Source organism: Parerythrobacter lacustris, from assembly GCF_024626475.1.
Taxonomy (GTDB): Bacteria; Pseudomonadota; Alphaproteobacteria; order Sphingomonadales; family Sphingomonadaceae; genus Parerythrobacter_A; species Parerythrobacter_A lacustris.
On the sequence record NZ_JANKHH010000003.1, the window covers coordinates 127,045 to 138,942 of the forward strand.

Below are 11,898 nucleotides of genomic sequence, written 5' to 3' on the forward strand. Positions count from 1 at the left end.
CGCGCGGGCTTTTTGTATATGTGCGGCAGAGCGTTGGACGGCATCACGTTCACTTTGCTGTCACCGTCGTGTCATGTAGAGTAAGCAAGGGGACCGAACGGAGGGACCGAATGATTCTCTGGTCGACGCTCCGGCTTGCTTTTGTCGCAGGTACGGCGCTTGCGGCCGCCCCGGTATGGGCGGACGTGATGGAAATCGATGGCGAGACGTCCCGCTGGGTTGCAGGCGGACCTGTCGCGCTGCCTGAAGGCGGGCTGAGCGCGCAGATGGGCATTGCCCAGCCGCCGGTCGAACTTTCCGCCGATTTTGCGGTCCCGCCTGAATCGGTCGCCGACGTGGCGGCGGGGCTTGGTCTGGTGCCCGCACAATACCTCGCCAAGGTCCACGAACTTTCCACCCGCTTCGATCTCAGTCCGGCGCTGATTGAGGCGCTGGTGTGGCAGGAAAGCCGCTGGCGCCACAACGCCGTGTCGCACGCAGGGGCACAGGGCCTCGCGCAGCTGATGCCGGGGACGGCGCGCGACCTTGGGGTCGATCCGCGCGATCCCTTCGCCAATCTGGAGGGCGGGGCGCGTTACCTGCGGGAACAGCTCGACCGGTTCGACGGCAATCTCGAAAAGGCGCTCGCCGCCTATAATGCCGGACCGGGGCGGGTGATCGCCGCCGACGGTATCCCGCGCATCCGCGAAACCCAGCTTTACGTTGCGGCCATCATGGGCCGTCTCGCCAATCACTCCCGGAGTACCAACTGAATGCGTTCTGTTTCCCGTCTCGGCGCTGCGGCGCTTGCATTGATTCCCACCGCCGCCTTTGCGCAGGGTGCCGACCCTCAGGGATCGGGCCCGATCGTGTCCGCGCTTGGCTGGCTGCAGGGAACGCTGCTGGGCAGCGTTGCCACGGCGGTCGCGGTCATGGCAGTGGCTGCGGTCGGCTTCATGATGCTGACCGGACGGATCAACTGGCGGTTCGGAGCGACGGTGATCATCGGCGTGTTCATCCTGTTCGGCGCGGCCTCGATCGTCGGCGGCATCCAGGCGGTTTCGGGCTAGCACCATGTCGGAGGTCCTCTCCCGCCACCCGGTCCATCGCGCGCTCACGCGGCCGCAGATGTTTGCCGGGGTGACGATGAACTTCTTCATCATCAACCTGATGGTGACGACCATCGCCTTCCTGATCCTCAAGAGCTTCTGGATCCTGCCGGTGCCGCTGGTCACCCATGCCATCGGCTATGTCGCCTGCCTGCGCGAACCGCGCATTTTCGATCTGTGGATCACCAAGGTGAGCAAGTGTCCGCGGGTACCCAACTGGAAACGCTGGGGCTGCAACAGCTACGCACCCTGAGATTTTGCGACCTGACGGAGGGTCGAGACGTATGAGCAAATGGATCGGAGCCGCAGCCTGGAGCGCGAAGGAAGCCCGCGCCGGCGACCGGCTGCCCTATGCCCGGCTGATCGACGCGAACACGCTGCTGCTGCGCGACGGATCGGTCATGACCGCAATCCAGGTGCCCGGCCTGCTGTTCGAGACCGAAGACACGATCGCATTGAACGCACATGCCGCGACGCGCGAAGTGGTGCTGCGCTCGACGCTCGATGCGCGCTTCGTGATGTATCATCATGTGGTGCGCCGCCGCGTGGTGGTCGAGCTAGATGCGGAATTCGACGATCCGCTGTCGGCGCATATCGACCGGCGGTGGAAGGAGCGGCTGGGCAAGGGCGCGCTGTTCATCAACGACCAGTTCGTAACCCTGATCCGCCGCCCCGCACGCGGCAAGGCGGGCCTCGCCGAACGCGCCTCCAAGTTCTTCAAGGGCAAGCGCGACGCAGATTACGAATACGACGAGAAAGACGTTCGTGCGCTCAAGGCTGCCGCCACCGGGCTGGTCGCCTCGCTGCAAAGCTACGGCGCAGCGATCCTCGGCGAATACGAGGCGCATGAGGGCCGCACCAACAGCGAGCTGCTCGAACTGCTGAGCGCGCTTTACAACGGCGAGATGCGCCCGGTGCGCAGGCCCTCGGACGAGACGGATATCGGGCACATGCTGCCCTATCGCCGTGTGTCCTTCGGGCTCGATGCGATGGAACAGCGCGGGGCGGACGATCCCGATTTCTCCGCCATCCTCAGCCTCAAGGACTATCCCGACGCGACTTCGCCCGGCCTGCTCGACGGGTTGCTGCGGCTGCCGTTCGAGATGATCGTGACCGAAAGCTATGCCCCCTACGAACGCCAGAGTGCGCGCGAGCGGATGGATCTCGCGATCCGCCGCCTGCGTTCGGCGGACGAGGAAGCGGTGGCCGAGCGGCAGGACATGCTCGCCGCGCGCGATGCGCTGGGCAACGGCGCGGTCGGTTTCGGCGATCATCACCTGTCGGTGCTGGTGCGCGAGAGCGATCTCGCGCGGCTCGACGAAGCCAGCGCCGCCTGCGCCGCTGCACTGGCGGATACCGGTGCGATCGCGGTGCGCGAGGACACCAATCTCGAACCCGCCTTCTGGGCGCAGTTCCCCGGCAACGAAGGCTACATCGTCCGCCGCTCGATGATCTCCAGCGCCAATATGGCGAGCTTCGGCTCGCTGCATGGCTTCGCGCTGGGGCAGGCCCACGGCAACCACTGGGGCGATGCGGTGACGCTGCTCGAAACGACCAGCGCGACGCCGTTCTTCTTCAATTTCCACCACGGCGATCTGGGCAATTTCTCGGTCATCGGCCCGTCGGGTTCGGGCAAGACGGTGGTGATGAATTTCCTCGCCGCGCAGGCGCAGAAGTTCTCCCCCCGCACCATATTGTTCGACAAGGATCGCGGCGGCGAGCTGTTCATCCGCGGGATCGGCGGCCGCTACGACCGGATCAACGCGGGCGAGCCGACCGGGTTCAACCCGATGGCGCTGCCCGATACGCCGGTCAACCGCGCCTTCCTGCGCGACTGGCTGGGCGTGCTGCTCAAGGCCGAGGGGCCGGAGGAGGCCGCGACCATCGCCGAGGCGGTCGACGCGACCTACGCCAACGATCCGTCGCTGCGCCGGTTGCGCCATTTCAAGGAACTGCTGTCGGGCACCCGCCGTCCGCAGCCGGGCGATCTGGCGGACCGGCTGGCGGCGTGGATCGGTGAGGGCGAGAACGGCTGGCTGTTCGACAATGCCCAAGACCGGCTCGATCTCGACAACCGCGTGCTCGGCTTCGACATGACCGCGCTGCTGGAAAATCCCAAGCTGCGCACGCCGACGATGATGTACCTGTTCCACCGCATCGACGAGCGGCTCGACGGGCACCCGACCATGATCCTGATCGACGAGGGCTGGAAGGCGCTCGACGACGAGGTTTTCGCCGCGCGCATCCGCGACTGGCTGAAAACGCTCCGGAAGCGCAACGCGCTGGTCGGTTTTGCGACGCAGTCGGCGCGAGATGCGCTCGAAAGCCGCATCTCGACCGCGCTGGTCGAGCAGACCGCGACCATGGTGTTCATGCCGAACAGCCGCGCGCGCGCGGAGGATTATTGCGACGGCTTCGGCCTGACAGAGCAGGAACTGGCGATCATTCGCTCGCTACCGGCGCACAGCCGCTGTTTCCTCGTCCGCCAGCCCGATGCCAGCGTGGTGGTGCGGCTCGACCTGTCGAACGCGCCCGAAGTGCTGATGATCCTGTCGGGCCGCGAGGCTTCGGTCCGCCGGGTGGACCTGTTGCGCGAAGCGGTCGGCGATGCGCCGAGCGACTGGTATCCCGCGCTCACCGGGCATAACTGGCCCGGTCTGGGGGCCGGATCGGACAGCGATGACATGAGCTTGTGGGAGGCCGCCGAGTGAATCCGGCGTGCGAGCAGGCCAAGGCCGAAGTCGGCAATGGCGTGGCGGCGGCGCTGCGCGCGGTCGATTGCGCCGCCAACGAAGTGACTGCGGCAACCTTCGGGCAATTGTTCGCGCCGGGCGGCGCGCTCGGCCCGGTGCTGACGATCCTGCTCATCCTTTACGTGGCGTTTTTCGGCTTCGCGTTGATGCTGGGCCGGACCAATATCTCGGTCCGCTCGCTGATGCCGCGCATGGTGACGCTGGGCCTGGTGCTGACCTTCGCCACCAGCTGGGCGGCATTCCAAGGGGTGGTGTGGAACCTTGCGCTCTACGCGCCCGACTGGATTGCCACCACTTTGTCTGGCAACCAGGGTTCGGCAACGGTGGTGTTTGCCGACAAACTCGACGTAGTGTTCGCCGCGATCGAACAGGCGACGCAGGACCCGCAGGCGGCACAGCAGGCGGTCGATGCGGCGGGCCAGCCGGTGGCGCCCGCCCCGCCGGCGGAGATTTCCGCCTTCTCGCCCAAGGGCATCCTGATGATGGGGGCGATGATCCTGCTGCTGGGCACGGTGGGCGTGCTGGTGACCGCGCGGATCGGGCTTGCCGTGCTCGTCGCGCTGGGGCCGATTTTCGTGGTGCTGGCGCTGTTCCCCGCCACTCGCGGCCTGTTCACCGGCTGGCTCAAGGGCGTGGTCATGCTCGCGCTGACTCCGCTGTTCGCGGTGCTGGCGGGCGGAATCATGCTCGAGATCAGCGTGCCGATCCTCGCCGGGCTCAACGCGACACCGGGTGAGGTGGCCTTGCGGCCCGCGATTGCCTTTTTCGTGCTCGCCTTCGTGTTCATGGCGCTGATGATCATGATGGTGAAGGTTACCGCGACCATGGTTTCGGGCTGGCGCGTGTTCGGGCTGGTATCCGAGCGGGGGGCGAGCGAGGGTGCGCTGCCGCAGACGGCGCCTGCCGCGAGCCCGCAGCAAGCGCAAGTGGTGCAATCGACCGCGCAGGCGGCCGGCATGTCCAACCCGCCGCGCCGGATTGCCGTTTCGGGTGTGGCTGCCGCCATGCCCGCCAACGATGCCAGTGGCTCGGACCCGGCAACGCACCGCACGACAAGGGTGTTCGCCACCACTTCGACTTCCGGTGAGGCGCGACCCGCCGGCACCGCAGCTTCACCTTCACGCGCGCAGGGCATCGGCAATCGCTTCCGCCCCGCGCATACGGGCGCGCTTGCCCGTTCATCGGAGAAAATGAAATGATCCGCGCAGGACTGCCCGCGCTTGCCCTGTTGCTGCTCGCCGCGCCCGCGCTGGCGGACGATCCCCGACTGGTCGAGCGGCTTTTCGATCCCAACACCGTGGTCCGCATCGAGGGCCAGACCAAGGTGCAGGCGACGATCAAGTTCGCCGAAGACGAGCAGATCGAGAATGTCGCGATCGGCGACAGCGCGGCGTGGCAGGTAACGCCCAACAAGCGCGCGAATCTGCTGTTCGTGAAACCTCTGACGCCGACTGCGCAGACCAATATGACGGTCATCACCAACGAACGCACCTATCTGTTCGATCTGGTCGCCACCCCGCGCGCCAGGCCGCTGTATGTCCTCAGCTTCACCTATCCGGAAGAGCCCGAAGACGAGGCCCGGATGGCCGAAGGCGTGCGCGACACCGCGTCCGAGGTGGAGATCGCAGCCGCGACCGATCCCTATGCGGTGGTCGATCCGGCCGCGCTCAACTTCGCGTGGCAGGCCAAGGGCAACCGGAGCCTGCTGCCCAGCCAGGCCTATGACAATGGCGCGGCAACCTTTCTCGCCTGGCCGACGGGCAAATCCATGCCGGCAATTCTCGTCAAGGACGAGACCGGCACCGAAGGCCCGATCAACTATGTCGTGCGCGGAGATGTGATCGTGGTCGAAGGGGTTCCGCGCGAGATCATTTTCCGCTCCGGAGACGAAGTCGCCACGCTGACCAACACCGGCCCGGTGCGTTCCGCCGCCGTGCCGCCATCGGCTGCGCTCGCGCAGTCGGATCGCTTTTAAGGAGGATTGCGCACCATGCGCCTAGCCATGCGTCTTCCCGCCCGCAACGCCCACCCGGGCGTCGCGAACGATGTCGATCCGCGCGAGGTGCAGAGCCCGGATGTTACCGACCTTGCCAACCGCAACAGCTTTCCCGCGGTTACCCAGCGCAAGGGCGTGTCCGACGGCCTTGGGCTGGCCGCCGGGGTGGCGGTGGTGGCGCTGCTCGGTTTCGCGGCGTTCTGGGGCATGAACAGCGCGCGCGATGGCGGTGAGTCAGCGGCGGTGCAGCCGCAGCAGGTGCCGCAACAGGCCGCAGCCGCTACACCGATCTCGCAAATCCCGATCCAGCAGCCGGTCGGCAATGCTGTGGTCCCTGCGCAGGGCTATACGCCGTCGGATCCGGCACCAAGTCCGATCCTTGCTGCCGCCCCGGGTGCTTATGCGGCGACCGCGGCCAATCCCTACTCGACCCCGACGCTGGTGTTCGACGCCGGCGGAACCCCGGTCGCTGCGCTGGCTGTGCCGGCCGCTGCGATCACCGGCGAACCGGCAGCTGCCGCAGCAGCCTCGGGCAATTCGGCGGCCGACTTCGCCAGCCGCGTCGGCGGGGTGGGCGGCGCGACCGCGCAAGCGCGCCCGATGGTCAACCCGCAGACAACGGTCACCCAGAGCACGCTGATCCCGGCAGTGCTCGAGACCGCGATCGACACCGACGTGCCGGGCTTCGTCCGCGCGGTGGTGAGCCAGGATGTGCGCAGTTTCGATGGTACCAAGGTGCTGATCCCGCGCAGCAGCCGGTTGATCGGGCAATACCAGTCGGGCGTGCAGAACGGTCAGAAGCGCGCCTATGTGATCTGGAACCGCCTGATCCGACCCGATGGCGCTTCGGTCAGCCTGCAATCGCCCGCTGTCGGCTTCGACGGAACCACCGGGCTGAAGGGCGATGTCGATTCGCGCTTCTTCCAGCGGTTCGGGTCGGCCATGCTGCTGTCGGTGGTGGGCGGGCTGTCCGCCATCGGTACCGGCGGCGCCTCGGTCGTTCTCGGCGGGGGCGGGCAGGCGGCAGCCAGCGCGGCCCAGCAGGATGGCCAGATCGGCCCCGTCATTCGTGTACCGGTCGGCACCCCGGTGCGGGTCTTTACCGCGCGCGACCTCGACTTTTCGTCGGTCAACTGAGGCAGCCCGGACCTTGAGCGCCGACATCCATTCCTTGCCCAAGGGCGAACCGGTGACCGGGGAGCGCAGCGTCTATCTCGACGCCTATCTCGCGCCGTTCCGCCGCTGGCTCGACCGCGATACGGTGACCGAAATCATGGTCAACCGCCCGGGCGAGGTCTGGATCGAGGATGCCGCATCGCCGGGCATGCAAAAGATCGTCACGCCCGACATCGACGACAAGCTGGTGCAGCGGCTGGCGGAACAGGTCGCGCGGGTCAGCCACCAGGGGATCAACCGTGAGCATCCGCTGCTCGGAGCGACCCTGCCGGATGGCGCGCGCGTCCAGTTCTGCGGGCCCCCTGCGGCGCGCAAGCACTGGGTGATGGCAATCCGCCGCCACCGGCGGCTCGACCTGCCGCTCGACGCCTATGATGCCGGACCGCTGTCGCCGCCCAATTCCGCGCCGATGCCCGATGCCCAGCAGCAGCCGATTGCCTATCTGCGCGAGGCCATCCGCCAGCGCCGGACGATCCTCATCTCGGGCGGTACCTCGACCGGCAAGACCACCTTCCTCAACGCCATGCTCGGCGAAATCCCGCGTGAAGAGCGCGTGGTGCTGGTCGAAGACACGCCTGAGCTCAGGCTGCCGGGCGAGAACGGGGTCGGCCTCGTCGCGGTGAAGGGCGAGCTGGGCGAAGCCAAGGTGACCTCGAACGAATTGCTCCAGGCCGCCTTGCGGCTGCGCCCGGACCGGATCGTGCTGGGCGAATTGCGCGGCGCGGAATCGGTATCATTCCTGCGCGCGATCAACACCGGGCATCCGGGCAGCTTCTCGACCATCCACGCCAATTCGCTGCGCGGCGCGCTGGAGCAATTGTCGCTGATGGTGATGCAGACCGGGATCGGCCTCACCCGGACCGATACGATCGCCTATGCCGCCTCGGTGATCGACGTGATCGTCCAGCTGGGCCGCGATGCGTCGGGCAAGCGCGGGATTGCCCAGATAGCGGACAGCCGCGACCTGGTCTGAACACTTGCCCCTTGGCGAGTGCGACCGTTGTGTGTCATCGAGGCGATGACGATTTACACGGAGCGCGGCGCGTATCACCGGGGAACCCTTCATCCACGACAACGACTATGCGGGCACGGCCCGCGCGGGACTCATGAGCAGCCAGATCGCGGTACCACTCGACGAATTCTACGAGCATTCGGCAGATTCGGCGGCTCGCTACATCAATCGCGAACTGAGCTGGCTGGAGTTCAACACCCGCGTGCTGGCCGAAGCGCGCAACGAAAGCTATCCACTGCTCGAACGGCTGAGGTTTCTGTCCATCTCGGGCAGCAATCTCGACGAATTCATGATGATCCGGGTGGCCGGGCTGGTCGGGCAGGTGCAGCGCGGCATCGACCGCGTCTCGATCGACGGGCAAAGCCCGACGCAACAGATTGCCGCCATCCGCGAGGCAGTGCTGGAAATCAACACGCGGCAACGCGCGGCATGGACCGAGTTGCGCGGCCTGTTGGGCGATGCCGGAATCACGATTGCCGACCATGTGCGAGTGGAGCCATCCAGATACACCGCGCTCAAGAACTATTTCCTCGACGAGATCGTCCCGGTGCTGACCCCTCAGGCGCTCGATCCGGCGCATCCGTTCCCCTTCGTCGCCAATGAAGGCCTGGGCCTGCTGTTCACCCTAACGCGCGAGAAGGACGGGGCGCAGATCGTGGAGATGGTCCTGGTGCCTTCCGCCCTTCCGCGCTGGGTGCGCGTGCCGGGCGACAAGGCGGTCTATATCAGCATGGAGCGGCTGATCTGCCGCTTTGCCGATCATATGTTCCCGGGGTTCAGGATCGAAGGCGACGGCGCGTTCCGTGTCTTGCGCGACAGCGATATCGAGATCGAGGAAGAGGCCGAGGATCTCGTGCGCACTTTCCGCAGCGCGATCCAGCGCCGGCGGCGCGGGCAGGTCATCCAGCTCGAACTGGAGGAAGATTTCGACCCGGTTGCCGAGGCCGTGCTGCTCGACCAGCTTGCATCCGACGAAACGACGATCATCCGCTCGGACGGTCTGATCGGCGCGAAAGGCCTGTCGGACATTGTCGACGAAGACCGCCCCGATCTCAAGTTCCCGAGCTACAGCCCGCGCTATCCCGAACGGGTGCTGGAACATGACGGGGACTGCTTCGCCGCGATCCGCGAGAAGGACATCATCATCCACCACCCCTACGAAAGTTTCGAAGTGGTGGTCGATTTCCTGCGCCAGGCGGCGAAGGACCCCGATGTGGTGGCAATCAAGCAGACGCTCTATCGCGCGGGCAACCAGTCGAGCGTCATCACCGCGCTGATCGCCGCAGCCGAAGCGGGCAAGTCCGTCACCGCGGTGGTCGAGCTTAAAGCCCGCTTCGACGAGGAGCAGAACCTGCTCTGGGCATCGAAGCTGGAACGGGCCGGCGTGCAGGTGATCTACGGCTTCGTCGACTGGAAGACCCACGCCAAGGTCTCGCTGGTGCTGCGCCGCGAAGGAACGCGCTTTCGCACCTACTGCCATTTCGGGACCGGCAATTACCACCCGGTCACCACCAAGATATACACCGATCTCAGCTATTTCACCGCCGATGCGAAGCTGGGGCGCGATGCCGCGCGGCTGTTCAATTTCGTCACCGGCTATGTCGAGCCGCGCAAGACGGGGCAGCTGGCGATTTCGCCGATCGGCCTGCGCGCGAAAATCTACGAGCGGGTCGACAAGGAGATCGAGAATGCGCGGGCGGGCAAGCCTGCGGCAATCTGGGCCAAGCTCAATTCACTGACCGACCAGGGGGTGATCGATCGTCTCTATGCCGCTTCACAGGCGGGCGTGGAGGTGCAACTGGTGATCCGCGGCATCTGTTGCCTGCGCGCCGGGGTGCCGGGCCTGTCGGAGAATATTCGCGTGAAATCGATCATCGGCCGGTTCCTCGAACACAGCCGGATCTGGGCCTTCGCCAACGGGGTGAACATTCCTTCAGCCAAGACCAAAGTGTACATCACCTCCGCCGATGCGATGTCGCGCAATCTCGACCGCCGGGTCGAGGTCATGGTCCCGTTGCGCAACAAGACGGTGCACGATCAGGTGCTGCAACAGGTTCTGCTCGCCAATCTGCTCGACACCGAGCAGAGCTGGGAGCAGCAGCCTGATGGAGCCTATGCCCGAATGGAGCCGGGCGACAAGCCGTTCAACTGTCACCGTTATTTCATGACCAATCCATCGCTGTCCGGGCGGGGCGGGGCGCTCGAGGCCGGGGCGGTTCCCAAACTTGCGCTGCGCAAGGGCGCGGTCTGATGGCCGTTTCGCGCCGGCATGCCGACCGGCAGGGCGCCTTCTCCGGCAACCGGGTCGAGCGGGCGATCATCGATATCGGATCGAACACCGTCCGGCTTGTGCTCTATGGTGGATCGCCCCGCGCACCCGTGGTCCTGTTCAACGAGAAGGTTACCGCGATGCTCGGGCGGGAGATCGGGCGAACCGGTCGGCTGGCCGACGAAGCAATCGACCTGGCGATGCGCGGGCTGCGGCGTTTTGCCCTGCTGCTCAGCGAACTTGACGTGGATCAGGTCGACGTGGTGGCAACCGCCGCCTCGCGCGAGGCAGTCAACGGTTCCGAATTCCTGGCTCAAGTCGCCGCACTCGGCCTCGCACCGCGCCTGCTGTCGGGTGAGGAAGAGGCAGAATTGAGCGCCCTGGGCGTGATCGGCGCTTTCCCCGGTGCCAAAGGCATCGTTGCCGATCTTGGCGGGGGCAGTCTCGAACTTGTCCAAATTTCCGACAACCGCGCCGCGCCGGGGACCAGCATGCCGCTCGGGACCCTGCGACTGACCGAGTTGCTCGGAGATGACGCCGCCAAAAGTCAGGCCAATATCGATGCGGTGATCGAACGGGCGGGCGTCACTTTCACACCCGGTGCGCCGCTCTATCTTGTCGGCGGCACCTGGCGAGCAATGGCGGTGTTCGCCATGGAGCAACGCCATTATCCTCTTACCGATCCGCATGGATATACACTTTCGAGGGAGGAGGCGGTCCGGCTCGCGCAAGAGATTTCCGGGAGCCAGGGCGCCGGTCTTGGCGGGCAGCCGCGTATCTCCGAGATGCGTGCCGCAAACCTCCCGGTCGCGGCCCTTTTGCTGTCCGTCCTGCTCGATCGGCTCAAGCCGAGCGAGGTAGTGTTCTCGTCATGGGGGCTGCGCGAAGGGCTGATCTATTCGCGGCTCGACGTCGATGCGCAGCGTCGAGATCCGCTCCTAGCCGGAGTCGGCGAATTCGCCACTTTGCGCGGTTGCCCGCCAGTGCTCGCGGCGCGGGTGGCGGGATGGACCGCCGATGTCGTGCCGAAGGGTTCCTACGGCAGCGAACGCCTGCGGCTGGCGGCGACAATGCTGGCGCTCGCATCGATGCAGATCGAACCCAACCTGCGCGTCGCACAAGGAATCGAGTGGTCACTGCACAAGCGCTGGATTTCGGTGACCGCAAGCGAGCGTGCGATGCTGGCCGCTGCGGTCGCGGGCAATGCCAACCGGGACGAGTTGCCGCGCGAAGTTACTGACCTCGCACCGAGCGAGGCTCTCGAAGCGGCGACATGCTGGGGTTTGGCGATCAGGCTGTGCCGACGACTGGGAGCGAGATCGCGCAATCTGTTCCAGCTCAGTAGCCTCCAAGTGGAAAACAGTCAGCAGTTGGTCCTGTCGATCGAAGAAAGTCACGCGGCGCTGTTCGGCATTCCCAACGAGAAGGATCTCCAGCTTCTCGCCGGCCATCTGGGGCTGGCCCCTCAATTCCGTAGCGTCAAAAACATTGGTGCCGTTCGGCTGGACGCCTACTCCAAATAGGCCGCAGCACCCCGCTGGAAAACTAAACGCGCTTTGAAAGCGCTGCTGACGCAAGCCTATTGCCAGAAGCCCTGTGTTTGG

At 65.8% G+C, this 11,898-nt stretch carries 10 protein-coding genes; all 10 read left to right on the forward strand.

What is annotated here, in order from left to right; all coding sequences use genetic code 11:
• Positions 1-110: 110 nt before the first annotated feature.
• The gene (locus tag NSO95_RS03955; RefSeq protein ID WP_257594859.1) at positions 111-752 is read left to right on the forward strand and encodes a lytic transglycosylase domain-containing protein; all 642 of its coding nucleotides are present in this window, start codon (positions 111-113) and stop codon (positions 750-752) included.
• Complete coding sequence (locus NSO95_RS03960; protein WP_257594860.1) at positions 753-1,049, forward strand: TrbC/VirB2 family protein; 297 nt, start codon at positions 753-755, stop codon at positions 1,047-1,049.
• A 4-nt stretch (positions 1,050-1,053) separates the two neighbouring features.
• Positions 1,054-1,341: a VirB3 family type IV secretion system protein gene (locus NSO95_RS03965; RefSeq protein ID WP_257594861.1), complete on the forward strand. Its 288-nt coding sequence runs from the start codon at positions 1,054-1,056 to the stop codon at positions 1,339-1,341.
• 31 nt (positions 1,342-1,372) lie between these two features.
• Entirely contained in the window at positions 1,373-3,799 is a 2,427-nt protein-coding gene (locus NSO95_RS03970; RefSeq protein WP_257594862.1) for a VirB4 family type IV secretion/conjugal transfer ATPase, read from the forward strand.
• On the forward strand, positions 3,796-5,040 hold the full coding sequence (locus NSO95_RS03975) for a TrbL/VirB6 family protein (RefSeq protein ID WP_257594863.1): 1,245 nt from the start codon (positions 3,796-3,798) through the stop codon (positions 5,038-5,040). The genes NSO95_RS03970 and NSO95_RS03975 overlap by 4 nt, the downstream gene beginning before the upstream one ends.
• Complete coding sequence (locus NSO95_RS03980; RefSeq protein WP_257594864.1) at positions 5,037-5,816, forward strand: TrbG/VirB9 family P-type conjugative transfer protein; 780 nt, start codon at positions 5,037-5,039, stop codon at positions 5,814-5,816. The genes NSO95_RS03975 and NSO95_RS03980 overlap by 4 nt, the downstream gene beginning before the upstream one ends.
• A 15-nt stretch (positions 5,817-5,831) precedes the next feature.
• The gene (locus NSO95_RS03985) at positions 5,832-6,974 is read left to right on the forward strand and encodes a TrbI/VirB10 family protein (protein ID WP_257594865.1); all 1,143 of its coding nucleotides are present in this window, start codon (positions 5,832-5,834) and stop codon (positions 6,972-6,974) included.
• Positions 6,975-6,987: 13 nt separating this feature from the next.
• Positions 6,988-7,986: a P-type DNA transfer ATPase VirB11 gene (virB11, locus tag NSO95_RS03990; RefSeq protein WP_257594866.1), complete on the forward strand. Its 999-nt coding sequence runs from the start codon at positions 6,988-6,990 to the stop codon at positions 7,984-7,986.
• 133 nt (positions 7,987-8,119) lie between these two features.
• The gene (locus NSO95_RS03995) at positions 8,120-10,276 is read left to right on the forward strand and encodes an RNA degradosome polyphosphate kinase (protein WP_257594867.1); all 2,157 of its coding nucleotides are present in this window, start codon (positions 8,120-8,122) and stop codon (positions 10,274-10,276) included.
• Positions 10,276-11,817, forward strand: a complete 1,542-nt coding sequence (locus NSO95_RS04000; protein WP_257594868.1) for a Ppx/GppA family phosphatase — start codon at positions 10,276-10,278, stop codon at positions 11,815-11,817. Before NSO95_RS03995 ends, NSO95_RS04000 begins: the two co-directional genes overlap by 1 nt.
• Positions 11,818-11,898 lie beyond the last annotated feature (81 nt).

Coding starts and splice junctions, on each gene's coding strand:
- NSO95_RS03955 (WP_257594859.1), top strand. CDS start 111: ATGATTCTCTGGTCGACGCTCCGGCTTGCTTTTGTCGCAGGTACGGCG.
- NSO95_RS03960 (WP_257594860.1), top strand. CDS start 753: ATGCGTTCTGTTTCCCGTCTCGGCGCTGCGGCGCTTGCATTGATTCCC.
- NSO95_RS03965 (WP_257594861.1), top strand. CDS start 1,054: ATGTCGGAGGTCCTCTCCCGCCACCCGGTCCATCGCGCGCTCACGCGG.
- NSO95_RS03970 (WP_257594862.1), top strand. CDS start 1,373: ATGAGCAAATGGATCGGAGCCGCAGCCTGGAGCGCGAAGGAAGCCCGC.
- NSO95_RS03980 (WP_257594864.1), top strand. CDS start 5,037: ATGATCCGCGCAGGACTGCCCGCGCTTGCCCTGTTGCTGCTCGCCGCG.
- NSO95_RS03985 (WP_257594865.1), top strand. CDS start 5,832: ATGCGCCTAGCCATGCGTCTTCCCGCCCGCAACGCCCACCCGGGCGTC.
- NSO95_RS03995 (WP_257594867.1), top strand. CDS start 8,120: ATGAGCAGCCAGATCGCGGTACCACTCGACGAATTCTACGAGCATTCG.
- NSO95_RS04000 (WP_257594868.1), top strand. CDS start 10,276: ATGGCCGTTTCGCGCCGGCATGCCGACCGGCAGGGCGCCTTCTCCGGC.